The 23,571-nt window shown below is 67.3% G+C and carries 19 protein-coding genes; 7 read left to right on the plus strand and 12 right to left on the minus strand.

Annotation, left to right across the window (positions count from 1 at the left end; all coding sequences use genetic code 11):
• Positions 1–47 precede the first annotated feature (47 nt).
• The gene (locus PM1_RS20855) at positions 48–1,514 is read right to left on the minus strand and encodes a glyceraldehyde-3-phosphate dehydrogenase (RefSeq protein WP_043267306.1); all 1,467 of its coding nucleotides are present in this window, start codon (positions 1,512–1,514) and stop codon (positions 48–50) included.
• Between the two features lie 139 nt (positions 1,515–1,653).
• Here PM1_RS20855 and mfd point away from each other — a divergent pair, with 139 nt between their 5' ends.
• Genes mfd through PM1_RS20870 form a run of 3 tightly spaced genes read left to right on the plus strand, consistent with a single transcriptional unit; the run spans position 1,654 to position 9,092 of the window.
• Positions 1,654–5,103, plus strand: a complete 3,450-nt coding sequence (mfd, locus tag PM1_RS20860; RefSeq protein WP_009621370.1) for a transcription-repair coupling factor — start codon at positions 1,654–1,656, stop codon at positions 5,101–5,103.
• Between the two features lie 10 nt (positions 5,104–5,113).
• Positions 5,114–5,767, plus strand: coding sequence for a CsiV family protein (locus PM1_RS20865; RefSeq protein WP_009621368.1), 654 nt, complete (start codon positions 5,114–5,116; stop codon positions 5,765–5,767).
• A gap of 16 nt (positions 5,768–5,783) precedes the next feature.
• Positions 5,784–9,092 carry a DEAD/DEAH box helicase gene (locus tag PM1_RS20870; RefSeq protein ID WP_009621367.1) on the plus strand — a complete coding sequence of 1,103 codons (3,309 nt, stop codon included), beginning with the start codon at positions 5,784–5,786 and terminating at the stop codon, positions 9,090–9,092.
• Between the two features lie 504 nt (positions 9,093–9,596).
• On the opposite strand, the gene PM1_RS20875 is transcribed toward PM1_RS20870, so the two are convergent.
• The 4 genes from PM1_RS20875 to PM1_RS20890 all read right to left on the minus strand — a co-directional run bounded on the left by PM1_RS20875 (position 9,597) and on the right by PM1_RS20890 (position 12,651).
• Positions 9,597–10,334 carry an S-methyl-5'-thioinosine phosphorylase gene (locus PM1_RS20875; protein ID WP_009621366.1) on the minus strand — a complete coding sequence of 246 codons (738 nt, stop codon included), beginning with the start codon at positions 10,332–10,334 and terminating at the stop codon, positions 9,597–9,599.
• Between the two features lie 9 nt (positions 10,335–10,343).
• Positions 10,344–11,342, minus strand: a complete 999-nt coding sequence (nagZ, locus tag PM1_RS20880; protein ID WP_009621365.1) for a beta-N-acetylhexosaminidase — start codon at positions 11,340–11,342, stop codon at positions 10,344–10,346.
• A 10-nt stretch (positions 11,343–11,352) separates the two neighbouring features.
• A complete protein-coding gene (locus tag PM1_RS20885) occupies positions 11,353–11,877 on the minus strand; it encodes a L,D-transpeptidase family protein (RefSeq protein ID WP_009621362.1) in 525 nt (174 codons plus the stop codon).
• 66 nt (positions 11,878–11,943) lie between these two features.
• Positions 11,944–12,651 carry a TetR/AcrR family transcriptional regulator gene (locus PM1_RS20890; protein WP_009621360.1) on the minus strand — a complete coding sequence of 236 codons (708 nt, stop codon included), beginning with the start codon at positions 12,649–12,651 and terminating at the stop codon, positions 11,944–11,946.
• 231 nt (positions 12,652–12,882) lie between these two features.
• Between PM1_RS20890 and lexA the strand changes: the two genes are divergently transcribed.
• Together lexA and sulA are read left to right on the plus strand one after the other, a co-directional pair.
• Positions 12,883–13,497 carry a transcriptional repressor LexA gene (lexA, locus tag PM1_RS20895; RefSeq protein WP_009621359.1) on the plus strand — a complete coding sequence of 205 codons (615 nt, stop codon included), beginning with the start codon at positions 12,883–12,885 and terminating at the stop codon, positions 13,495–13,497.
• 11 nt (positions 13,498–13,508) lie between these two features.
• The gene (gene sulA, locus PM1_RS20900) at positions 13,509–13,982 is read left to right on the plus strand and encodes an SOS-induced cell division inhibitor SulA (protein WP_009621358.1); all 474 of its coding nucleotides are present in this window, start codon (positions 13,509–13,511) and stop codon (positions 13,980–13,982) included.
• A gap of 12 nt (positions 13,983–13,994) precedes the next feature.
• Here the strand turns inward: sulA and PM1_RS20905 are convergent, their stop codons facing one another.
• The 6 genes from PM1_RS20905 to fadB form a co-directional block, all read right to left on the minus strand.
• A complete protein-coding gene (locus tag PM1_RS20905; protein ID WP_009621357.1) occupies positions 13,995–14,228 on the minus strand; it encodes a hypothetical protein in 234 nt (77 codons plus the stop codon).
• Between the two features lie 79 nt (positions 14,229–14,307).
• Positions 14,308–14,829, minus strand: a complete 522-nt coding sequence (locus PM1_RS20910) for a DUF6586 family protein (protein ID WP_009621356.1) — start codon at positions 14,827–14,829, stop codon at positions 14,308–14,310.
• Positions 14,830–14,895: 66 nt separating this feature from the next.
• Positions 14,896–17,505, minus strand: a complete 2,610-nt coding sequence (topA, locus tag PM1_RS20915; RefSeq protein ID WP_009621355.1) for a type I DNA topoisomerase — start codon at positions 17,503–17,505, stop codon at positions 14,896–14,898.
• A gap of 96 nt (positions 17,506–17,601) precedes the next feature.
• Entirely contained in the window at positions 17,602–17,859 is a 258-nt protein-coding gene (locus PM1_RS20920; protein ID WP_009621354.1) for a DUF1653 domain-containing protein, read from the minus strand.
• Between the two features lie 120 nt (positions 17,860–17,979).
• Entirely contained in the window at positions 17,980–19,155 is a 1,176-nt protein-coding gene (gene fadA / locus PM1_RS20925) for an acetyl-CoA C-acyltransferase FadA (protein WP_009621353.1), read from the minus strand.
• A gap of 29 nt (positions 19,156–19,184) precedes the next feature.
• The gene (fadB, locus tag PM1_RS20930; RefSeq protein ID WP_009621351.1) at positions 19,185–21,332 is read right to left on the minus strand and encodes a fatty acid oxidation complex subunit alpha FadB; all 2,148 of its coding nucleotides are present in this window, start codon (positions 21,330–21,332) and stop codon (positions 19,185–19,187) included.
• Positions 21,333–21,767: 435 nt separating this feature from the next.
• On the opposite strand from fadB, the gene PM1_RS20935 reads away from it, so the two are divergent.
• Entirely contained in the window at positions 21,768–22,574 is an 807-nt protein-coding gene (locus tag PM1_RS20935; RefSeq protein ID WP_009621350.1) for a hypothetical protein, read from the plus strand.
• A gap of 21 nt (positions 22,575–22,595) precedes the next feature.
• Here PM1_RS20935 and PM1_RS20940 read toward each other — a convergent pair whose 3' ends face one another.
• Positions 22,596–23,033, minus strand: a complete 438-nt coding sequence (locus PM1_RS20940) for a hypothetical protein (protein WP_009621349.1) — start codon at positions 23,031–23,033, stop codon at positions 22,596–22,598.
• A 65-nt stretch (positions 23,034–23,098) separates the two neighbouring features.
• Between PM1_RS20940 and PM1_RS20945 the strand changes: the two genes are divergently transcribed.
• A complete protein-coding gene (locus PM1_RS20945) occupies positions 23,099–23,539 on the plus strand; it encodes a universal stress protein (RefSeq protein ID WP_009621348.1) in 441 nt (146 codons plus the stop codon).
• Positions 23,540–23,571: the final 32 nt, after the last annotated feature.

Consider the following 23,571-nt stretch of genomic DNA (forward strand, 5'->3'; position numbering starts at 1 on the left):
GAAAAACGGGAGCCCGAGAGCTCCCGTTTTCGATTTTCAGGCCTGGCTTAGCGCGGGAAGGCCGGCGGGTTGACCCCAGCCATCTCTTCCATCACGCGGACCACCTGGCAGCTGTAGCCGAACTCGTTGTCGTACCACACGTACAGCACGACGCGGTTGTCGTTGCAGATGGTGGCTTCGGCATCGACCACGCCGGCGTGGCGGGAGCCGACGAAGTCGGTGGAGACCACTTCCTGCGAGCTGACGAAGTCGATCTGCTTCTGCAGGTCCGAGTGCATGGCCATCTGGCGCAGGTACTCGTTGATCTCCTCGCGGGAGGTCGACTTGTTCAGGTTCAGGTTGAGGATGGCCATGGACACGTTCGGGGTGGGAACGCGGATGGCGTTGCCGGTCAGCTTGCCCTTGAGCACCGGCAGGGCCTTGGCGGCGGCGGTGGCGGCACCGGTCTCGGTGATCACCATGTTCAGCGGAGCGCTGCGGCCGCGGCGGCTGCCCTTGTGGAAGTTGTCGATCAGGTTCTGGTCGTTGGTGTACGAGTGAACGGTTTCGACGTGGCCGTTGACGATGCCGTACTGGTCATCGACTGCCTTGAGCACCGGCACGATGGCGTTGGTGGTGCAGGAGGCGGCAGAGACGATCTTGTCGTCGGCGGTGATGTCGCCATGGTTGATGCCATGGACGATGTTCTTCAGCGCGCCCTTGCCCGGGGCGGTGAGGATCACGCGGTCGACGCCCGGGCACTTCAGGTGCTGGCCGAGGCCGTCGGCGTCGCGCCACTTGCCGGTGTTGTCGACCAGCAGGGCGTTCTTGATGCCGTACTGGGTGTAGTCCACCGAGGACGGATCGTTGGAGTAGATCACCTGGATCAGGTTGCCGTTGGCGGTGATGGTGTTGTTGGCCTCATCGATGGTGATGGTGCCGTCGAACTTGCCATGCACGGAGTCGCGGCGCAGCAGGCTGGCGCGCTTGACCAGGTCGTTCTCGGCGCCCTTGCGCACGACGATGGCGCGCAGGCGCAGACCGTCGCCGCCACCGGTCTTCTCGATGAGGATGCGCGCCAGCAGGCGGCCGATGCGGCCGAAGCCGTACAGCACGACGTCGGTGCCTTCGCGGGCGGCGCCGTTCTGCTTGCCGACCACGTCGGCCAGCTCGTCCTTGGTGAACTGCTCGATGCTGCGGCCGTTACCCTCGGCCTTGAACTTGGCGACCATCTTGCCCAGGTCGACCGAGGCGGCGCCGAGTTTCAGCTCGCTCATGGCCTTGAGGACGGGGAAGGTGTCGTGAACCGACAGCTCGGCTTCGTCGGCCAGGCGGTGGCGGGCGAAACGGTGCGCCTTGAGAATGTCGATCACCGAACGGTTGATCAGGCCACGGCCGTAGATCGAGGTCACCACGTTGTTGTTGCGGTAGAGCTGGCCGATCAGCGGAATCATGGCTTCCGCGAGGGCTTCACGATCGATCCACTCACCGAGACACTGGTCGGGCTTCTGATTCACGGGCATTACCTTCCACATGTAGGAGAAGAAAAAAGGGGCTACATTATGACGGTGCAGGCCATCGCCGGCAATCTGCAGCGCTGCAAAGACTGACAGCCGTCAATCGGGATAGTTACAATCCACCCGGTCAAATTTCCGACCGGAGTCCGCTACGCCCGTGTCCGTATTGCGTATTCCCGCCTTGCCGGCCGCGGCCGGCAAGCAAACCTGGGGCAACCTGCCCGGCGCCGCCCTGAGCCTGGCGGTGGCCGAGGCCGCCGCCCGGGCCAGCCGTTTCACCCTGCTGCTGACCACCGACAGCCAGAGCGCCGAGCGCCTGGAACAGGAGCTGCGTTTCTTCGCCCCGGACCTGCCGGTATTGCAGTTGCCGGACTGGGAAACCCTGCCCTACGACGTGTTTTCGCCGCACCAGGACATCATTTCCCAGCGCGTCGCCACCCTCTACCAGTTGCCCGAGCTGCGCCGCGGCGTGCTGGTGGCGCCCATCGCCACCGCCCTGCACCGCCTGGCGCCGGTGAAGTTCCTGCTGGGCGGCAGCCTGGTGCTGGACGTCGGCCAGAAGCTCGACGTCGAGCAGATGCGCCTGCGCCTGGAAGCCGCCGGCTACCGCTGCGTGGACACCGTCTACGAACACGGCGAGTTCGCCGTGCGCGGCGCGCTCATCGACCTGTTCCCGATGGGCAGCGAGCTGCCCTACCGCATCGACCTGTTCGACGACGAGATCGAGACGCTGCGCACCTTCGACCCGGAGAACCAGCGCTCCATCGACAAGGTGCAGAGCATCCGCCTGCTGCCGGCGCGCGAATTCCCCCTGCGCAAGGAGGCGGTCACCGGCTTCCGCGGGCGCTTCCGCGAGCGTTTCGACGTCGACTACCGGCGCTGCCCGATCTACCAGGACCTGGCCAGCGGCCTGACCCCGGCCGGCATCGAGTACTACCTGCCGCTGTTCTTCGAGGAGGGCGAGACCTCCACCCTGTTCGACTACCTGCCCCAGGACACCCAGGTGTTCTCCCTGCCGGGCATTGAGCAGGCCGCCGAGCAGTTCTGGAACGACGTGCGCAGCCGCTACGAGGACCGCCGCTACGACCCCGAGCGGCCGCTGCTGCCACCGGCCGAGCTGTTCCTGCCGGTGGAGGACTGCTTCGCCCGCCTCAAGAGCTGGCCGCGCGTGGTGGTCAGCGCCGAGCCGGTCGAGCCGGGCGTGGGCCGCGAGAGCTTCCCCGCCGAGCCCCTGCCGGACCTGGCCATCGAGGCCAAGGCCAGCGAGCCGCTGGCCCGGCTGCGCCGCTTCATCGAGGAATTCCCCGGGCGCATCCTGTTCAGCGCCGAATCCGCCGGGCGCCGCGAGGTGCTGCTGGAACTGCTGGCGCGGCTGAAGCTGCGCCCCGGCGAAGTCGACGGCTGGCCGGCCTTCCTCGCCCAGCCCGAGCGCCTGGCCATCACCATCGCACCGCTGGACGACGGCCTGCTGCTGAGCGGCGAAGTCGCGCTGATCGCCGAGAGCCCGCTGTTCGGCCAGCGCGTGATGCAGCGCCGGCGCCGCGAGAAGAGCCGCGACGGCGGCGAGAACGTCATCAAGAACCTCACCGAGCTGCGCGAAGGCGCGCCGGTGGTGCACATCGACCACGGCGTCGGCCGCTACATGGGCCTGATCACCCTGGAGATCGACGGGCAGAACGCCGAGTTCCTGGCCCTGGAGTACGCCGACGAGGCCAAGCTCTACGTGCCGGTGGCCAACCTGCACCTGATCGCCCGCTACACCGGCAGCGACGACGCCCTGGCGCCGCTGCACAAGCTCGGCTCCGAGGCCTGGCAGAAGGCCAAGCGCAAGGCCGCCGAGCAGGTCCGCGACGTCGCCGCCGAACTGCTCGACATCTACGCCCGCCGCGCCGCGCGCAAGGGCTACGCATTCAAGGACCCGCAGGCCGACTACGCCACCTTCTCCGCCGGCTTCCCCTTCGAGGAGACGCCGGACCAGCAGGCGGCCATCGACGCCGTGGTGGCCGACATGCTCGCCGACAAGCCGATGGACCGACTGGTGTGCGGCGACGTCGGCTTCGGCAAGACCGAGGTGGCCATGCGCGCCGCCTTCGTCGCCGTGCACAGCGGCAAGCAGGTGGCGGTGCTGGTGCCCACCACCCTCCTCGCCCAGCAGCACTACAACAGCTTCCGCGACCGCTTCGCCGACTGGCCGGTGAACGTCGAGGTGATGAGCCGCTTCAAGACCGCCAAGGAAGTCGAAGGCGCGATCGGCCAGCTCGCCGAAGGCAAGGTGGACATCGTCATCGGCACCCACAAGCTGCTGCAGGAGGACGTGCGCTTCAAGAACCTCGGCCTGGTCATCATCGACGAGGAACACCGCTTCGGCGTGCGTCAGAAGGAGCAGCTCAAGGCCCTGCGCAGCGAGGTGGACATCCTCACCCTCACCGCCACGCCGATCCCGCGCACCCTGAACATGGCCGTGGCCGGCATGCGCGACCTGTCGATCATCGCCACGCCGCCGGCGCGCCGCCTGTCGGTGCGCACCTTCGTCATGGAACAGCAGAACGCGGTGATCAAGGAGGCGCTGCTGCGCGAGCTGCTGCGCGGCGGCCAGGTCTACTACCTGCACAACGAGGTGAAGAGCATCGAGAAGTGCGCCCGCGACCTGGCCGAACTGGTGCCCGAGGCACGCATCGGCATCGGCCACGGGCAGATGCACGAACGCGATCTGGAACGGGTGATGAGCGACTTCTACCACAAGCGCTTCAACGTGCTGGTGGCCTCGACCATCATCGAGACCGGCATCGACGTGCCCAGCGCCAACACCATCCTCATCGAGCGCGCCGACAAGTTCGGCCTGGCCCAGTTGCACCAGCTGCGCGGGCGCGTCGGCCGCAGCCACCACCAGGCCTACGCCTACCTGCTGACGCCGCCGCGCAAGCAGATGACGCCCGACGCCGAGAAACGCCTGGAGGCCATCGCCAACGCCCAGGACCTGGGCGCCGGCTTCGTCCTGGCCACCCACGACCTGGAAATCCGCGGCGCCGGCGAGCTGCTCGGCGAAGGCCAGAGCGGGCAGATCCAGGCGGTGGGCTTCACCCTCTACATGGAAATGCTCGAACGCGCGGTTAAAGCCATCCGCAAGGGCGAGCAGCCCAACCTGGAGCAGCCCCTGGGCGGCGGCCCGGACATCAACCTGCGGGTGCCGGCGCTGATCCCCGAGGACTACCTGCCCGACGTGCACGCGCGGCTGATCCTCTACAAGCGCATCGCCAACCAGCTGGACGAGGACGGCCTGCGCGAACTGCAGGTGGAGATGATCGACCGCTTCGGCCTGCTGCCCGAACCGGCGAAGAACCTGGTGCGTCTGACGCTCCTGAAACTGCAGGCGGAGAAGCTCGGCATCGTCAAGGTGGATGCCGGCCCCCAGGGAGGCCGGGTAGAATTCGCCGCCGATACCTGCGTCGACCCGCTGGTGCTGATCAAGCTGATCCAGAGCCAGCCGAACCGCTACAGGTTCGAAGGCGCGACCCTGTTCAAGTTCCAGGTGCCCATGGAGCGCCCGGAAGAACGCTTCAACACCCTCGAGGCGCTGTTCGAGCGCCTCGCGCCCAACGCATCCTGAAAGGACCAGTATGTTCCGCTACCTGCCGCTGCTGCTTGCCCTTATCGCCCCGGCGAGCTTCGCCGACGACCTCTACCAGGTCGAACTGATCCTGTTCCAGCAGGAAGGCGACGTCGTCTACTCCAGCCAGCCGGCGCCCGACGACTGGGCCAAGGGCGCCCAGCCGCTGGGCGAGGACGCCCGCCGGCCGACGGCGATGGACGCCCAGGCCAACAAGCTGGCCCAGGCCCAGGGCTACCACGTGCTGATGCACAAGGCCTGGAAACAGTCCATCGGCGACACGCCGGTGAAGATCGCCCTCAGCGAAGGCCGCCAGCAGGATGACCACTTCCCCGTGGAAGGCACCATCAGCCTGCGCCAGCAGCGCTTCGTCGACACCCAGGTGGACTTCTGGATCAACCAGTTCGGCGCCGACGGCCTGCTCGCCAACAGCCAGCACATGGTCCAGGACGTCAGCCTGAAGAACGACGTGCTGGCCTACCTCGACCATCCCAGCCTGGGCATGCTGATCCGCGTCAGCCCGCTCAACGCCAAGCCGACCACACCGCCGCCGGCAGAGATGCAGGAAGAGGCGCCGGCCGGGCAACCGCAGCAGCCCGCCCCGGAAGCCCCGGCCAACGGCGGCTTCGACGCCCCGCCGGCGAGCGAGCCAGACCAGCAGTAAACGCAAAGGGGGCAGCATGCCGCCGTTCATCGAGCACCTGCGACGCATTCCCTGGCGCCGCCTGTTCCCCAGCGTCACCCTGGTCCGCGGCGAAGCCTACGCCCGCGAGGGCCGGATACAGATCACCCGCCTGACCGAGCGCACGCTGGACAGCGTGTGCGATGGCTCGGGCAGCAATCGTTACCGCCAGCGCATCGGCCTTTCCGCCAGCGGCGACACCCTCGAGTGCCAGTGCGATTGCCCGGTCGGCTTCGACTGCAAGCATTGCGCGGCGGCGCTGCTGCACCTGCTGGAAGGCCTGCCCCCCTCGACCTCCGCGGAGCCCGCGCCAGCCGCCCGCCCACCCCAGAGGACCGCCACCGAGCTGTCCTACGACCTGCAGCACTGGCTGAGGAAGCTGCCCGCCGTCCTCAGGGAGCAGCCGCCCGGCACGGCGCTGCACGAGTCGCCCCTGTACTACCGCCTGACCAAGAGCGGCCGAATACTGATCCACACCGCCGCCCATACGGCAGGCGGCAAGCTCCAGGGCTACCTGCGCATCTCCTCGATAGCCCAGAGCCTGCCCTGCGTGGATGCCGTGGACCAGCAAATCCTGGTCCGCGCACTGGACGCCCCGGGCACCCAGCCCCACACCAGCGAAATAGCGCTCAAGGGCCGCAAGGGCGCCGAGCTGCTGGAGCTGATCCTGCGCAGCGGGCGCCTGTTCCTCGACCTGGGCCTGCCGGCCAGCCAGTTGCTCGCAGGGCCGGAACTGCCCGCTCGGCTCGCCTGGCGCAGGGACGAGTACGGTGACTACAGGGTCGCCTGGGATACCGACGCCGAGCCCCGGCCACAACTGCTGACGCAACTGACGCCACCCTGGTACCTCGACCGCAAGAACCTGCGCGTGGGCCCGCTGCACCACGGCCTGCCCGAGGCCCTGGCCAGCTATCTGCCGAGCGCACCGCCGGTGAGCGAGGAAGAGGCCATGCTGTTCGCCCTGCAACTGAAGGAACTGGCGCCCCAGGCGCCCCTGCCAGTGAGCTACGCGGAGCAGCGCCTGGAAGACGTCCGCCCCGTTCCCCACCTGTACCTGACCAGCCTGACCCAGCGCTCCTACAGCAGGGAACGCTATGGCTTCGTCGAGGAGCTGCGCCACCTCGCCGCCCTGGACTTCGCCTACCAGGGGCAGCGGGTGCATGGCCCTGCACGCAAGGACCAGCCGATCCGCTTCCACGTCGATGGCAGCTTCGTCACCATCGAGCGCCAACCCAAGATCGAGCAGGCCTTGCGCAAGAGCTTGCAGAAGCTGGGCCTGGAGAAACTCGGCAAATACGACACTCCCCGCCAGTTGGAGTACAAGTCCGAAGTCTTCTCGGCCGATGCCGAGCGCTGGCCCGCGGTTCTCCGCGGCCTGCCGAAACTGCGCGAACAGGGCTGGGTGGTGGAGATGGCCGACGAGTTTCTCCTCGACTTCAGCGAAGTCGAGGACTGGTTCGTCCACATAGAGGAAGAGGCCGGCAACGCCTGGTTCGACCTGGAGCTGGGCATCCGCGTCGACGGCCAGGAAGTCAGCCTGCTGCAACCGCTGCTGGAACTGCTCCGCCAGCGCCCCGAGGCGCTGCGTGATGGCGCAGCCAACGCCCCCGGAGCCGAGCTGCCCATACGGCTCCACGCACATCGCCAGGCCGACGGCAAGCCGCTGAAGGTCAGCCTGCCGCTGGAGCGGGTCAAGGCGATACTGCAGGTTCTGGAGGGGCTGTACCTCGCCAGCCCGGAAAACAACGGCGACAGCCTGCGCCTGTCGAGCGCCGACGCCGGGCTGCTCGCCCCGCTCGACGAACATCCCCTGCACTGGCAGGGCGGCGAACGCCTGCTGCGCTTCGCCAAGCGCCTGCGCGACCACCACCAGCAAGCGTGCCAGCCCCCCGAGGGCCTGCGGGCCGAGCTGCGCCCCTACCAGTTGCAGGGCCTGGCCTGGATGCAGGCGCTGCGCGAACTGGAAGTGGGCGGCATCCTCGGCGACGACATGGGCCTGGGCAAGACGCTGCAGGTGCTTGCGCACGTTCTCACGGAAAAACGCGCCGGGCGCCTGGACCGCCCGGCCCTGGTGCTGATGCCCACCAGCCTGGTGGCCAACTGGCAGGACGAGGCACAACGCTTCGCCCCGGACCTGCGCGTGCTCACCCTGCACGGCAGCGACCGCCACAAGGGCTTCGACGAACTCGGCCAGTACGACCTGTTGCTCAGCACCTACGCCCTGCTGCCGCGGGACATCGAGGCGCTGAGCCGGCAGCCGCTGCACCTGGCGGTGTTCGACGAGGCGCAGTACCTGAAGAACGCCAGCAGCAAGTCGGCCCGGGCCGCGGCGAAGCTCGACGCCCGCCAGCGCCTGTGCCTGACCGGCACGCCGCTGGAAAACCACCTGGGCGAGCTCTGGGCGCTGTTCGACCTGGTCATGCCCGGCTGGCTGGGCGATGCGCGCAGCTTCGCCCGCCTGTACCGCACCCCCATCGAAAAGGCCGGCGACAGCCAGCGCCTGGCCCACCTCAACGCCCGCATCAAGCCCTTCCTGCTGCGGCGCAAGAAGGAACAGGTGGCCAACGAACTGCCGCCCAAGAGCGAGATCACCCACTGGGTGGAACTCAGCGACGTGCAGCGCGACCTCTACGAAACCGTGCGCCTGGCCATGGACAGCAAGGTCCGTGCGGAAATCCAGCGCAAGGGCCTGGCGCGCAGCCACATCGTGGTCCTCGAAGCCCTGCTCAAGCTGCGCCAGGTCTGCTGCGACCCGCGCCTGCTGGACCAAACCCTGCCGGCGGCGGGCTCGGGCAAGCTCGCCGGCCTGCTGGAAATGCTCGACGAACTGCTGGAGGAAGGCCGCCGCGTGCTGCTGTTCTCGCAGTTCACCTCGATGCTCGAACTGATCCAGGCGGAGCTGGAGCAACGCGGCATCCCCTACGCCCTGCTCACCGGCGACACCCGCGACCGCCGCCAGCCGGTGGAAGACTTCCAGCAGGGCCGCGTGCCGCTGTTCCTGATCAGCCTGAAGGCCGGCGGCACCGGCCTCAACCTCACCGCCGCCGACACCGTGATCCACTATGACCCCTGGTGGAACCCGGCGGTGGAACAACAGGCCACCGACCGCGCCTACCGCATCGGCCAGGACAAGCCGGTGTTCGTCTACAAGCTGATCGCCCGCGGCACCCTGGAAGAGAAGATCCAGCAGTTGCAGGCAAGGAAGGCAGCGCTGGCCGCCGGCGTATTGGAAGAAGGCAAGGACGGCGGCCTGCAGCTGCAGGACAGCGATATAGACGCCCTCTTCGCGCCCCTGCCGAAAGCCTGACCTGCCGCGCGATTCTCATGTAGGAGCGCGCCCTGCGCGCGAAATCGCGGGCAGGGCCCGCTCCTACAGCCGCCGGGAGACATGGCATTCCATTGTAGGAGCGGACCTTGTCCGCGATAGCCGGACCTCCCGGCGCGATTCGCGGATAAGATCCGCTCCTACGGGTACGCCCTCACACCATACGCGCGCCCTGCGCGCGAAATCGCGGGCAGGGCCCGCTCCTACCGCCGCCGGGAGGCATGGCGTTCCATTGTAGGAGCGGACCTTGTCCGCGATAACCGGACCTCCCGGCGCGATTCGCGGATAAGAGGTACGCCCTCACACCATACCCCTTGTAGGAGCGCGCCGAGGGGCTCCTCGTAGGATGGGTTGAGCTTGCGAAACCCATGCAGTTGCGCTGATGGGTATCGCTTCGCTCAACACCATCCTACGAAAAACCATGCTCGCTCATGCGGTAGGAGCGGACCTTGTCCGCGATCAGCACGAATCGCGGCGGCAGGCCTATCAGCCCGCCAACACCCGCGCCAGCACCTCGCGCACCTTGCCGATGCCTTCGTGCAGGGCCTGTTCGATCTCGGCCATGGTGATGATGCCGCTGGACTTGCCGGCCGCCGGGTTGACCACCAGCGACAGGCAGGCGTAGGGCAGTTCCAGCTCGCGGGCCAGGGCGGCTTCGGGCATGCCGGTCATGCCGACGATGTCGCAGCCGTCGCGCTCCAGCCGGGCGATTTCCGCCACCGTCTCCAGGCGCGGGCCCTGGGTCGCGGCGTAGACGCCATGGCTGCTGTGCGGATGGCCCAGCGCCTGCAGCGCCGCCACCAGCTTCTGGCGCAGCCCTTCATCATAGGGATGGCTGAAGTCGATATGGGTGACATGATCGATGTCGCCGGCGAAGTAGGTGTGCTCGCGGCCGTAGGTGTAGTCGATGATCTGGTGCGGCACGCAGAGGTGGCCGCTGCCCATGGCCGCGTGGATGCCGCCCACCGCGTTGACCGCCAGCACCGCCTGGGCGCCGGCCTGCTTGAGCGCCCAGAGGTTGGCGCGGTAGTTCACCTGGTGCGGCGGGAAGCGGTGCGGGTGGCCGTGACGGGCCAGGAACAGCACCTCGCGGCCGGCGTACTCGCCGCGCTGGATGGGCGCCGAGGGCGCGCCGTAGGGCGTGTCCAGGTTCAGCGAATCCTTCAGGGTCAGGCCTTCCAGCTGGGTCAGGCCGGTGCCGCCGATGATGGCGTAGACGGTCATGGCGAATCCTCAGTCGATCAGTTGTGCCGCGCGCAGTTCGCCCACGGCCTGCTGCCAGCGCGGCAGCTGCTTGTATTCGATGCCCGGCCAGGCCCTGGCGCGCATCCGCGCCAGGCGCTCGGGGGCTTTCGTCTTCAGGCGTTGCAGCGCGCCCAGGGCCAGCTCCGCGGAGCCACGGTCGTTGCACACCAGGCCCATGTCGCAGCCGGCATTCAGCGCCGCCTGGATACGGCTGGCGACGTCGCCCGCCACATGGGCGCCGGCCATGGACAGGTCGTCGCTGAAGATCACCCCGTCGAAGCCCAGCTCGCCGCGCAGGATGTCCTGCAGCCAGCGCCGCGAGAAACCGGCGGGGCCGGCATCCACCTGCGGGTAGATGACGTGGGCGGGCATCACCGCATCCAGCTCGCCGGCCAGGCGCTGGAAAGGCACCAGGTCGCTGCGGCGGATCTCGTCGAGGCTGCGCTCGTCCTCGGGAATCCCTACGTGGGAATCCACCTCGGCCCAGCCGTGCCCGGGGAAGTGCTTGCCGGTGGCGGCCATGCCGGCGGCGTGCATGCCGCGGATGAAGGCGCCGGCCAGCCGCATGGCGCGCGCCGGGTCGCCCTCGAAGGCGCGGCTGCCGACCACGGCGCTGCGCTGGTGGTCCAGGTCCAGCACCGGGGCGAAGCTCAGGTCCAGGCCCACCGCCAGCACCTCGGTGGCCATCAGCCAGCCGCACTGCTCGGCCAGGCGCTCGGCATTGTCGTTATCGGCGATGGCGCGCATCGCCGGCAGGCGCAGGAAGCCCTGGCGCAGGCGCTGCACGCGGCCGCCCTCCTGGTCCACCGCCAGCAGCAGGTCCGGGCGCAGGGCGCGGATGGCCGCGCAGAGTTCGCGCACCTGGCGCGGGCTTTCGATGTTGCGGGCGAAGATGATCAGCCCGCCCACTTCGGGGTGGCGCAGGATCCGGCGGTCCTCGGCGGTGAGCCAGGTGCCGCCGATATCGAGCATCAGGGAGCCTTGCATGGGGGAATCCTTAACAGAGTTCGGCCGCGCGCCACTGCGGCTGCGGCGCCTCGTCGAGGCGCACGGGGCAGTGCAGCGGCACACGGGGGAAGAGTTGCAGCAGGTCGGCGTTGCGCAGGCGCACGCAGCCATGGGACAACGGCGCGCCCATGGGTTCGCAATCCGGCGTGCCGTGCAGGTAGATGTAGCGACGGAAGGTATCCACCTCGCCCAGGCGGTTGACGCCCGGCTCGCAGCCGCTCAGCCAGAGGATGCGGGTGAGGATCCAGTCGCGCCCGGGAAACTGCTCGTGCAGCGCCGGGCTCCACACCTCGCCGGTCCAGCGCCGGCCACGCAACACCGCGCCGCAGGGCAGGCCTTCGCCGATCTTCGCCCGCACCTGGTGCAGGCCGCGCGGCGTGCAGCCGGAGCCTTGGCGCTCGCCGGCGCCGTTCAGCGCGGTGGAGACGGGCAAACGCAGCACCAGACGCTGCGCGGCGAAGCCGTAGAGCACCTGGTCGGCGAGGGAAATGTGCAGCAGGTCGAGATCGGGCATCGTCCGCCAGCGACAGCAGGAATGGCCCGCTACTTTAGCCGATCGGCCGTGGCAGGCCCAGCGCGCTCAGACCTTGGCCGGCGCCGGCGCCTTGCTGCGCGGCTTGGGCTGGGCGCCGGCCAGGGACGGGTCGCTGACGCCGCTGTCGGCGCGCATGCCGGCGGCGAGGAACGGCACCATCAGGCGCATCACCTGCTCGATCGAGGTGTTCACCCCGAAGTCGTTCTCGGCCATGGCGCGCAACGCCTTGATCCCGGACATGCTGAAGGCGGCGGCGCCGAGCATGAAGTGCACGCGCCAGAACAGCTCGATGGGCGGCAGGCGCGGCGCGGCTTCGTTGACCAGCTGCATGTAGCGGCGGAACACCTTGCCGTAGACCTCTTCGAGGTACTTGCGCAGGTGCCCCTGGCTCTGGCTGAAGGCCAGGCCCAGCAGGCGCATGAAGATCGACAGGTCGTTGCCGCTGCGCGGCTTCACCGCCATGGCCTGCACCACCAGCAGCTCGAGCAGTTCCTCGAGGCTGGCGCGCGGCGCGTCGGGCTTGGCCTGGCGCCGGTCCAGTTCCTTTTCCAGACTGGCGCAGAAGGGCCCGAGGAAGCGCGAGAAGACCGCCTGGATCAGCGCCTTCTTCGAGCCGAAATGGTAGTTCACCGCCGCCAGGTTGACCCCGGCCTTGCTGGTGATCAGACGCAACGAGGTCTCGGCGAAGCCTTTTTCCGCGAACAGCTGCTCCGCAGCATCGAGGATACGTTCGACGGTTTCCGACTGGGCCATGGATGATTTCACCTGACAAACACTTGTTTGAAACTTACGTTTCAAATCAATCCATTGTCAAGCCTGGCGCGGGGGGATTGTTGCGGATTCTCGGGCAATACGACGAACGATGCCAGCGGGACGTTGGCCGAATCCGCCGAATTACAGCCCCCGGCCGATGAAATAATTCGTTGCCAGCGGCCGACCACTGTATATAATCCCAGCCACTGTACAAAAAGACAGAGTAGGGACATGCAGAAGCTGACGCCGCGCCAAGCCGAGATCCTCGCCTTCATCAAGCGTTGCCTGGAAGACAACGGCTACCCGCCGACGCGCGCCGAGATCGCCCAGGAGCTCGGCTTCAAGTCGCCCAACGCCGCCGAGGAGCACCTCAAGGCCCTGGCCCGCAAGGGCGCCATCGAGATGACCCCCGGCGCCTCGCGCGGCATCCGCATCCCCGGCTTCGAACCCAAGGCCGCGGCCAACGAGGACGAACTGCCGATCATCGGCCGCGTCGCCGCCGGCGCGCCGATCCTCGCCGAGCAGAACGTCGAGGACGCCTGCCGCATCAACCCGGCCTTCTTCAACCCGCGCGCCGACTACCTGCTGCGCGTGCGCGGGCAGAGCATGAAGGACGTCGGCATCCTCGACGGCGACCTGCTCGCCGTGCACGTCACCCGCGAGGCGCGCAACGGCCAGATCGTCGTCGCCCGCCTTGGCGAAGAGGTCACGGTGAAGCGCTTCAAGCGCGAGGGCAGCAAGGTCTGGCTGATCGCCGAGAACCCCGAGTTCGCGCCCATCGAGGTCGACCTCGAGGAACAGGAACTGACCATCGAAGGTTTGAGCGTCGGCGTCATCCGCCGCTGACAGGAGGCCCCATGCAGTATCCCCAGCCGCTGGACCTGCCCCAACTGCCGCTGTTCCAGGAGGCGCTCTGGGCCAACGCCGAAGAGCCCCTGCTGGCCAAGCTGGCAGAACCGGACGCCGTCGAGGACGAAGCCTTCAGCGAACTGTCGCTGCGCGGCCTGCCGGGCCACTGCCAGAGCCTGTTGGCGCCCATCCTGCGCGAACTCAGCGAAGAGCAGGACGCCCGCTGGCTGACGCTGATCGCCCCGCCGGCCAGCCTCACCCACGACTGGTTGCGCAAGGCCGGGTTGAACCGCGAGCGCATCCTGCTGCTGCCGGCGCGCGACCAGGCCTCCGCCCTGAGCCTGGCCTGCGAGGCGCTGCGCCTGGGCCACAGCCACACGGTGGTCAGTTGGCTGCCGGCGCTCGGCGGCAAGGCGCGCGCGCAACTGTCCCGCGCGGCGCTCGCCGGGCAGGCGCAGAGCCTGAATATCCGTCTGGGGTAGAAAAGAAAGGAATCAGTGCAGGACGCGCGGGCCGTCCTGCTCGACTTCGCCACCTTCGGCGAGGCGGCCGGCCAGTTGCACGCCGACGTTGAACATCGCCTTGGCGATCTCGATGTGCTGGCCCTGCAGGAAGCCCTTGGCGTCGTTGGAGAACTCCAGGGTCACCAGCGCCTCCTCGTCTTCCGCGCGGCGCAGTACGATGCGCCCATCGGGCAGTTCAACGATTTCCAGGAATGAGGTCGGCATGGCTAGGTTCTCTCACAGCAGAACGGCCATTGTAACAGTCATGGCCGCTCTCCCCTAGCCCAACCGACTTCCGGCAGGCTCAGAGTTCGGTCAGCGCCCCGCGGAAGCGCAACACCATTTCCTTCAGCGACTTGCGCCAGGCTTCCAGTTCGGCGTTGCCCAGGGCCTGCGGCTCTTCCTCGTCCAGGCTGACGGCCTGGATCAGCGGCTGGGTCGGGTCGACCTTGGCCTTGCGCGGCTCGCGCGGCGGCTGGAACAGCTCGGCGTAGGCGGCCAGCAGCTGCGCCAGCCAGGTTTCCGGCTGCTGCGCCAGCTCCACCAGCTCGGCCAGTTCCGGGCTCGGCGAGGCCGCCAGCACCTCGGCGTTGAGCAGCAGCTCGACGCGCGGCGCATTGGCCTCGGGCAGGCGGTAGTAGCCGGCGATCTCATGGGCTACGCCCAGCACCGCGCCATACAGGTGGAACAGCGCCGCCTCGCGCTCGGCCTGCACCAGCGCCTGGGCGTTCATCGGCCGCGCCTCTTCCGCCTTGCGCCAGGCTTCCAGGGCCAGGCCGGCGAAATACAGCTTCTGGTTGGTGCGGGTGTAGAGTTCCTGAGCCATCAGCGCGCCCTCATGCGGTCACTCGGCAGTATATGCGCGCCCCGCCTGCGCGGGGCGCGCCGCCCATCAGCGCTTGTCCTCGACCTTCCACTTGCCGCCGTCGAAGAAGGCGCGCCAGCCGCTGGGCTTGCCGTCCACCTCGGACTGCACGTACTGCTCCTTGGTCTTGCGGCTGAAGCGGATTACCGCCGGGCGGCCATCCGGGTCCTTCTGCGGCGCGGCGAGCAGGAAGTGGTATTTCGGGTCCAGCTCGTCCTTGTGCGGGATCAGCTCGCTCACCAGGGGCGCGCGGGTCTCGCGGTTCTTGGGGAACTGGCTGGCGGCCAGGAACAGGCCGGAAGCGCCGTCGCGCAGCACGTAGACATCGTCGACCTTCTCGCACTTGAGCTCGGGCATGCGGATGGCGTCCATCTTCGGCGGCGCCGGCTCGCCGTTCTTCAGCAGCTTGCGGGTGTTCTTGCAGGCCGGGTTGGTGCAACCGAAGAACTTGCCGAAACGGCCGGTCTTGAGCTGCATCTGGCTGCCGCATTTGTCGCATTCCAGGCTCGGACCTTCGTAGCCCTTGATGCGGTACTGGCCTTCCTCGATCTCGTAGCCCGGGCAGTCCGGGTTGTTGCCGCAGATGTGCAGCTTGTGCTTCTCGTCCAGCAGGTAGGCGTCCATCGCCGTGCTGCAGATCGGGCAGCGGTGCTTGCCGCGCAGCACGCGGGATTCGGACTCGCCCTCGTCGTCCGCGGCGATCTCGTCGCCGGGGATGAGGTTGATGGTGGCCTTGCAGCGCTCCTTCGGCGGCAGGCTGTAGCCGGAGCAGCCGAGGAACACGCCGGTGGAGGCGGTGCGGATCATCATCGGCCGGCCGCACTCGCGGCAGGGGATGCTGGTCAGCGTCGGCTGGTTGGCGCGCATGCCTTTCTCGCTGACCTCGGCCACTTCGAGCTTCTTCTTGAAGTCGCCGTAGAACTCGTCGAGCAGGTGCTTCCAGTCGCGCTCGCCCTGGGCCACGTCGTCGAGGTGCTCTTCCATGCCGGCGGTGAAGCCGTAGTCCATCAGGTTGGAGAAGCTCTCGTTGAGGCGGTCGGTGACGATGTCGCCCATCTTCTCGGCGTAGAAGCGCCGGTTGTGGGTGGTGACATAGCCGCGCTCCTGGATGGTCGAGATGATCGCCGCGTAGGTCGACGGGCGGCCGATGCCGCGCTTCTCCAGCTCCTTGACCAGGCTGGCTTCGGAATAGCGCGCCGGCGGCTTGGTGAAGTGCTGGCTCGGGTCGAGCTTGAGCAGCTTCATCGCATCGCCCTGGTCCATCATCGGCAGCACGTCGTCCTCGCCCGGCTTGCCCTGCTGCGGCAGCACCCTGGTGTAGCCGTCGAACTTGAGGATGCGGCCCTTGGCGCGCAGCTCGAAGTCACCGGCGGCGACGCTGACGGTGGTGGACAGGTATTCGGCCGGCGGCATCTGGCAGGCCACGAACTGGCGCCAGATCAGGTCGTACAGGCGCTCGGCGTCGCGCTCCATGCCCGACAGCTGGGTCGGACGCAGGTTGACGTCGGACGGACGAATCGCTTCGTGCGCTTCCTGGGCGCCTTCCTTGCTGGAATAGAAGTTCGGCTTGGCCGGCAGGTATTTCTTGCCGAACTCGCTGTCGATGAAGCCGCGCACCATGTCGATGGCGTCGGCCGACAGGTTGGTCGAGTCGGTACGCATGTAGGTGATGTAGCCGGCCTCGTAGAGACGCTGGGCCATCATCATGGTCTTCTTCACGCCGAAGCCCAGGCGGTTGCTCGCGGCCTGCTGCAGGGTCGAGGTGATGAAGGGCGCAGAGGGCCGGCTGGAGGTCGGCTTGTCCTCGCGCTTGGCCACGCTGTAGCTGGAGGCCTTGAGCTTCTCCAGGGCGGCCATGGCCTGGGCTTCGTTGAGCGGCTTGAAGGCTTCGCCCTTCTCGCGCACCACTTCGAAGCGGGCCTTATCGCCGCGCGGGGTGTTCAGGTCGGCGTGGATTTCCCAGTATTCCTCGGGAACGAAGGCGCGGATCTCGCGCTCGCGCTCCACCACCAGCTTCACCGCCACCGACTGCACGCGGCCGGCGGACAGGCCGCGGGCAATCTTCGACCACAGCAGCGGCGAGACCATGTAGCCCACCACGCGGTCGAGGAAGCGCCGCGCCTGCTGGGCGTTGACGCGGTTGATGTCCAGCTCGCCGGGCTGCGAGAAGGCTTCCTGGATGGCCTTCTTGGTGATTTCGTTGAACACCACGCGCTTGTAGCGGCTGTCGTCGCCGCCGATGGCCTCGCGCAGGTGCCAGGCGATGGCCTCCCCTTCGCGGTCCAAGTCGGTTGCGAGATAGATGGTGTCGGCATCCTTGGCCAGGCGGCGCAGCTCCTCGATCACCTTCTCCTTGCCGGGGAGGATCTCGTACTTGGCCTTCCAGCCGTGCTCCGGGTCCACGCCCATACGGGTGAACAGCTGGCGCTTGGCCTTCTCCTTCGGCGACAGCGCAGGGGCTTCGGCAGCGCTCTTGCGGGCCTTGGCCGCGGCCGGCTCCTTCGCGCTGGACGAACCGCTGGTGGGCAGGTCGCGAATGTGGCCGATGCTCGACTTCACCACGTACTGGCTGCCCAGGTACTTGTTGATGGTCTTGGCCTTGGCCGGTGATTCCACGATGACCAGCGATTTACCCATGGATCGGAAGATTCCTGCTTCGAGAAGATGAATATAAGGAGGGAGGCGCCCGGAACGGCACCGCTATATATAGTGGTGGTCCGCCCAAGGTCAAGTTCAGGATTCGCCGAAACCGACCTGGGTCAATCCCAGCGGGTCGTTTTCGGCGCTCACCAGAGCAAAGCGCGGAACCAGCTCGCCGTCCACCTCCACCGCTTCGGTGAACATGCCCAGCGGGCGCACCCAGAGGCCGAACTCGCCGTACAGCGCCTGGTAGACCACCAGGGTCTCCTCGCTCTCCGAATGCCGCGCCACACCCAGCACGCGGTAGTGCTGGCCCTTGTAGTGACGGTACAGGCCGGTCTGCAGTTCCATTCGCTGCCCTCCTCGGCAAAAAAGCCGCGATTCTCCAGGCCCAGGGCGATCAGGGCAACCCCGCCGCCCGGAAAAACGAAAGCCGGGGCACAAGGCCCCGGCTCGTCCATCGACGAAAGCTTAGACGCGTTCGAAGATGGTGGTGATGCCCTGGCCGAGGCCCACGCACATGGTGGACACGCCCAGGGTGCCGCCGTTCTGTTTCATCACGTTCAGCAGGGTGCCGGAGATGCGCGCACCGGAGCAGCCGAACGGGTGGCCCAGGGCGATGGCGCCGCCGTGCAGGTTGACCTTCTCGTCCATCTTGTCGAGCAGCTTGAGGTCCTTCAGCACCGGCAGGGCCTGGGCGGCGAAGGCTTCGTTGAGCTCGACGAAGTCGATGTCGTCGATGGTCAGGCCGGCGCGCTTGAGCGCCTTGTTGGTCGAGGGCACCGGGCCGTAGCCCATGATCGCCGGGTCGACGCCCGCCACGGCCATGGCGCGAACCACGGCCATCGGCTGGATGCCCAGGTCCTTGGCGCGCTGGGCGCTCATGACGATCATGCAGGAAGCGCCGTCGGTGATCTGCGAGGAGGTGCCCGCGGTCACGGTGCCGCCCTTGGGGTTGAACGCCGGCTTCAGCGAGGCCAGGCCTTCCAGGGTGGTTTCCGGACGAATGGTCTCGTCGAAGTCGAAGACCTTCAGGAAGCCGTTCTCGTCATACCCTTCCATCGGGATGATCTCGTCCTTGAACTTGCCTTCCTGGGTGGCCTTCCACGCCAGCTGGTGCGAACGCACGCCGAACTTGTCCTGGGCCTCGCGGGTGATGCCGTGCATCTTGCCCAGCATCTCGGCGGTCAGGCCCATCATGCCGGAGGCCTTGGCGGCGTACAGCGACAGGTGCGGGTTCGGATCGACGCCGTGCATCATGCCGACGTGGCCCATGTGCTCCACGCCGCCGACGACGAAGACGTCGCCGTTGCCGGTCTGGATCGCCTGCACGGCGGTGTGCAGGGCGCTCATCGACGAGCCGCACAGGCGGCTGACGGTCTGGCCGGCGCTGGTGTGGGGGATCTGGGTCATCAGCGAGGCCATGCGCGCGATGTTCCAGCCCTGTTCCAGGGTCTGGTTCACGCAGCCCCAGATGACGTCCTCGACTTCCGCCGGGTCGACCTTCGGGTTGCGTGCAAGCACGCCGCTGATCAGGTGCGCGGACATGTTCTCCGCGCGGGTGTTGCGGTGCATCCCGCCCTTGGAACGGCCCATCGGGGTGCGGCCGAAGTCGACAATGACGGCGTCTCTCGGATTCAGGCTCATAAATTCACTCTCGCTCTATTCGTTCGCACTCAACCGAAGAACTTCTGGCCGTTCTTGGCCATTTCACGCAGCTTCGCGGTCGGGTGGTACAGCGGGCCCAGGTCGGCGTACTTGTCGGCCAGGGCGACGAATTCGGCCACGCCGATGGAGTCGATGTAGCGCAGCGCACCGCCACGGAAGGGCGGGAAGCCGATGCCGTAGATCAGGCCCATGTCGGCCTCGGCGGCGGTTTCGACGATGCCGTCTTCCAGGCAGCGCACGGTCTCCAGGCACAGCGGGATCATCATGTAGTTGATGATGTCCTCGTCGCTCAGCTCACGCTGCTCGCTGACGATGGCCTTGAGCAGTTCGTAGGCCTGCGGGTCGCTGACTTTCTTCGGCTTGCCGCGCTTGTCGGTCTCGTAGGCGTAGAAGCCCTTGCCGTTCTTCTGGCCCAGGCGGTTGGCCTCGTACATGACGTCGACGGCGGTCTTGCCTTCAACGGCCATGCGGTCCGGGAAGCCTTCGGCCATCACGTCGCGGCCATGGTGGCCGGTGTCGATGCCGACCACGTCGGACAGGTAGGCCGGGCCCATGGGCCAGCCGAACTTCTCCATCACCTTGTCGATGCGCGCGAAGTCGACGCCGAAGCCCAGCAGCTTGGAGAAGCCGCCGAAGTACGGGAACAGCACGCGGTTGACCAGGAAGCCGGGGCAGTCATTCACCACGATGGGGTTCTTGCCCATCTTCTTGGCGTAGGCCACGGTGGTGGCGACGGCCACGTCGCCGGACTTCTCGCCGCGGATGACTTCGACCAGGGGCATCATGTGCACCGGGTTGAAGAAGTGCATGCCGACGAAGTTTTCCGGGCGCTTAAGGGCCTGGGCCAGCAGGCTGATGGAGATGGTCGAGGTGTTGGAAGCGAGGATCGCGTCCTCCTTGACCACGCCTTCCACCTCGGCCAGCACGATCTGCTTGACCTTGGGGTTCTCGACCACGGCTTCGACGACGATGTCGACGTTGCCGAAGTCGCCGTAGGACATGGTCGGGCGGATGGCGTTCAGCGCCTCGGCCATCTTGGCCGGGGTCAGGCGGCCCTTCTCGACGCGCTTGCCGAGCAGCTTGGAGGCCTCGTTCAGGCCCATCTGGATACCCTCTTCGCGGATATCCTTCATCAGGATCGGGGTGCCCTTGACCGCCGACTGGTAGGCGATGCCGCCGCCCATGATGCCGGCGCCGAGCACGGCGGCCAGTTTCACGTCCTTGGCGACTTCGTCGTACTGCTTGGCTTTCTTCTTCAGTTCCTGGTCGTTCAGGAACAGGCCGATCAGGCTTTGCGCAACCGAGGTCTTGGCCAGCTTGACGAAGCCCTGGGCCTCGACTTCCAGCGCCTTGTCACGGCCGAAGTTGGCAGCCTTCTGGATCGACTTGATGGCTTCGACCGGGGCCGGGTAGTTCGGGCCGGCCTGGCCAGCGACGAAGCCCTTGGCGGTCTCGAAGGCCATCATCTGCTCGATGGCGTTGAGCTTGATCTTTTCCAGCTTGGGCTGGCGGCGGGCCTTGTGGTCCAGCTCGCCGGCGATGGCGCGCTTGACCAGGTCCAGGGCCGCGGCCTGCAGCTGCTCGGGGGCGACCACGGCGTCGACGGCGCCGACTTTCAGGGCGTCCTCGGCACGGTTTTCCTTGCCCGAGGCGATCCATTCCACGGCGTTGTCCACGCCGATCAGGCGCGGCAGGCGCACGGTGCCGCCGAAGCCCGGGTAGATGCCCAGCTTGACTTCCGGCAGGCCGATCTTGGCGGTCGCGCTCATCACGCGGAAGTCCGCGGCCAGGCACATTTCCAGGCCGCCGCCCAGGGCGATGCCGTTGATCGCGGCGACGGTCGGGACCTCGAGGTCCTCGAAGGCGCTGAAGATCTTGTTGGCTTCGAGGTTGCCGGCCAGCAGTTCTTCGTCCGGCAGCTTGAAGTTGTCGACGAATTCGGTGATGTCGGCGCCGACGATGAACACGCCTTTGCCGCTGGTCACGATCACGCCCTTGACGGACGCATCGGCCTTGATCGCATCGACTGCTTCACGCAGTTCGTTCAGGGTGAGCCGGTTGAACTTGTTGACGGACTCGCCCTTGAGGTCGAAATTCAGCTCGACGATGCCGCTCTCAAGAGCCTTAACCGTGATGGCTTTACCTTGGTAAATCATCAACTGATCTCCACGCTAGGGAAGCTTGAACTCACGCATCGGACGCCGTGTATCGGGACCGTTCCGCAGTCGCGGAGCATAGTCCCAAAGCCTGCGGCACACCCGCCGATGCGATAGTCGGGGCCTTGGTTCGACCGTTCGTACATGGCAAACGCTCGATTCATACGCCCGTTTGATTCGGGTGTGCACACCTTCTTCGAAAAGCCTGCGCTTGTCAATCGCGGACGGCTGTCCGAAAGGCCTCTGGTTCGACGCATTCAGCGAGGTTCTGCCGCGACATTCAGCAAAACCATGGCGCCCCGTGCCGCTGTCTGGCCCGGTACCAGCCGCGTCGTTGGCAAAATGCCCGGACGCGGGTTAGAGTCCGGCGAATCGCTTGTCGCCGAGCATCGCGAAGAACAACAAGAAGCCCCACGGCCCCAAGGAGACGCGCCCATGCCATGCCGACCGCTGGCCCGCCTGTTGTCCCTGTTCGTCCTGTCCGCCCTGCCCTTTCTGGCCCACGCCGAGCCCGCCGGCGACCTGCTGGCGCTGCACCAGATGCGCCTGGCCGCCCAGCGCAGCCTGAGCGACCTGTTCCTGCTCAACGCCATGGCCGGGGACCCGCGCTACGCGGGCCTGGTGGCCAGCTCCACGGCCGACGCCGGCGCCGCCCTGGAACGCCTGGGGCAGATGCCCGGCAGCGCCTCGGCGCAGCTCAGGAGCAAGCTGCAGGAACAGTGGGACGGCTACCGCCAGGCCCTGGAGCAGCAGTTGCAGGCGCAGAAGCAGAACGGCTACAACGACTTCCAGCCCCTGGGCGACCTGGCCAGCCGCAACAGCCAGCTGCTGGATACCGCCGAACAGCTCTACGAGGGCATCCAGAAGGACAGCGGCCAGCAGGTGCCGCCGCTCACCCAGCAGAGCCGCGAGCAGAGCCTGCTGATGCAGTCGATCACCTGGAACTACGTGTCGCGCAACGCCTCGGTGGGCGCCAACCCGGTGCGCAGCGAGGACCAGCAGGCCCTGGACGACCTGACCAACCGCTTCGCCATCAACCTGCTGCAACTGCAACAGGCGCCGCAGACCAGCCCGGAGATCGGCCGCGAGCTGCGGGCCATTTCCACCAAGTGGCGGTTCATCGAGAAATCGCTGCAGGGCGCCGCGCAGAGCAGCGTGCCCTTCCTCATCGACAAGTACTCCGACGGCATCATCGCCGACCTGGAGCAGGTCTCCGGCCGCTATGCCGCGGCGCAGCTCTGAATGACGGCAGCGCCACGGCGCTCAGGCGCGCCGGGAAAGGAACTCGGCGATGCGCTGCAGGTGGCTGGCGTCGCCGCGCTCGCCCCAGTACAGGGCGATGAACTGCGCCGAAGCCTCGACCATGTACACGTCGCCCGGCAGCGTCGCCAGGTCGGCGAGCAGCTGCGCATCGGCGCAGGGCTCGCGCCAGCGGTCCAGCCAGACGCCCGGCGCGCTCTGCCAGTAGCGCCACTCGTCGTTGCGCCCACGGCTGCGGCCGCGGTGGTACTGCGCGCAGCTCTGCGGCGGCTGCCGCTCCAGCCAGTGCGGCCACTCCTGGCGCGCCATCTGCATGGCCAGCCCCAGGCGCCGCGCCTGCAGGCGCAGGTCCATCTGCCCGCGCTGGCCGCGCGAAGGCATCAGCCAGGCCAGCGGGCTGAGCACCAGCGCCAGGAGCAGAATCGACCACCAGACCGTCATATCGGGTATACCTCGGCCCAAAGAGCCATACTTGCATTCATAACTGTCCCCCGGAGGAGACGCTCATGCCCTACCAACACATCCTGGTCGCCGTGGACCTCACCGACGAATGCGATCCGGTGATGAAGCGCGCCGTGGCGCTGGCCTCCAGCACCCAGGCGCAGCTGTCCACCGTGCACGTGGTCGAGCCCATGGCCATGGCCTTCGGCGGTGACGTGCCGATGGACCTGTCGATGCTGCAGCAACAGCAGTTCGACCAGGCCAAGGAGCGCATGCACCAGTTCATCCTCTGCTACCCGCAGGTATCCATCGCCCAGAGCCACCTGGTCTACGGCCAGCCGCGCCAGGAAATCCACCGCCTGGCCAAGGAACAGGGCTGCGACCTGATCATCGTCGGCAGCCACGGCCGCCACGGCCTGGCCCTGCTGCTGGGCTCCACCGCCAACGACGTGCTGCACGGCGCGCCCTGCGACGTGCTGGCGGTGCGCCTGCAGAAGACCGAGTGAGTCAGCCCGGGCGCCTGCCGCGGCGGGCGCCC

The sequence above is a fragment of the Pseudomonas sp. M1 genome, assembly GCF_022760135.1.
Classification (GTDB): Bacteria; Pseudomonadota; Gammaproteobacteria; order Pseudomonadales; family Pseudomonadaceae; genus Pseudomonas; species Pseudomonas citronellolis.

What these genes read in the sequence shown, in the direction of transcription:
- PM1_RS20945 (WP_009621348.1), top strand. Translation starts at nt 23,099, where the DNA reads ATGCCCTACCAACACATCCTGGTCGCCGTGGACCTCACCGACGAATGC.
- PM1_RS20910 (WP_009621356.1), bottom strand. Translation starts at nt 14,829, where the DNA reads ATGGCTCAGGAACTCTACACCCGCACCAACCAGAAGCTGTATTTCGCC.
- fadB (WP_009621351.1), bottom strand. Translation starts at nt 21,332, where the DNA reads ATGATTTACCAAGGTAAAGCCATCACGGTTAAGGCTCTTGAGAGCGGC.
- sulA (WP_009621358.1), top strand. Translation starts at nt 13,509, where the DNA reads ATGCAGTATCCCCAGCCGCTGGACCTGCCCCAACTGCCGCTGTTCCAG.
- PM1_RS20940 (WP_009621349.1), bottom strand. Translation starts at nt 23,033, where the DNA reads ATGACGGTCTGGTGGTCGATTCTGCTCCTGGCGCTGGTGCTCAGCCCG.
- PM1_RS20870 (WP_009621367.1), top strand. Translation starts at nt 5,784, where the DNA reads ATGCCGCCGTTCATCGAGCACCTGCGACGCATTCCCTGGCGCCGCCTG.
- topA (WP_009621355.1), bottom strand. Translation starts at nt 17,505, where the DNA reads ATGGGTAAATCGCTGGTCATCGTGGAATCACCGGCCAAGGCCAAGACC.
- PM1_RS20885 (WP_009621362.1), bottom strand. Translation starts at nt 11,877, where the DNA reads ATGCCCGATCTCGACCTGCTGCACATTTCCCTCGCCGACCAGGTGCTC.
- PM1_RS20890 (WP_009621360.1), bottom strand. Translation starts at nt 12,651, where the DNA reads ATGGCCCAGTCGGAAACCGTCGAACGTATCCTCGATGCTGCGGAGCAG.
- PM1_RS20875 (WP_009621366.1), bottom strand. Translation starts at nt 10,334, where the DNA reads ATGACCGTCTACGCCATCATCGGCGGCACCGGCCTGACCCAGCTGGAA.
- PM1_RS20855 (WP_043267306.1), bottom strand. Translation starts at nt 1,514, where the DNA reads ATGTGGAAGGTAATGCCCGTGAATCAGAAGCCCGACCAGTGTCTCGGT.
- nagZ (WP_009621365.1), bottom strand. Translation starts at nt 11,342, where the DNA reads ATGCAAGGCTCCCTGATGCTCGATATCGGCGGCACCTGGCTCACCGCC.
- PM1_RS20920 (WP_009621354.1), bottom strand. Translation starts at nt 17,859, where the DNA reads ATGGAACTGCAGACCGGCCTGTACCGTCACTACAAGGGCCAGCACTAC.
- PM1_RS20865 (WP_009621368.1), top strand. Translation starts at nt 5,114, where the DNA reads ATGTTCCGCTACCTGCCGCTGCTGCTTGCCCTTATCGCCCCGGCGAGC.
- PM1_RS20905 (WP_009621357.1), bottom strand. Translation starts at nt 14,228, where the DNA reads ATGCCGACCTCATTCCTGGAAATCGTTGAACTGCCCGATGGGCGCATC.
- PM1_RS20935 (WP_009621350.1), top strand. Translation starts at nt 21,768, where the DNA reads ATGCCATGCCGACCGCTGGCCCGCCTGTTGTCCCTGTTCGTCCTGTCC.
- fadA (WP_009621353.1), bottom strand. Translation starts at nt 19,155, where the DNA reads ATGAGCCTGAATCCGAGAGACGCCGTCATTGTCGACTTCGGCCGCACC.
- lexA (WP_009621359.1), top strand. Translation starts at nt 12,883, where the DNA reads ATGCAGAAGCTGACGCCGCGCCAAGCCGAGATCCTCGCCTTCATCAAG.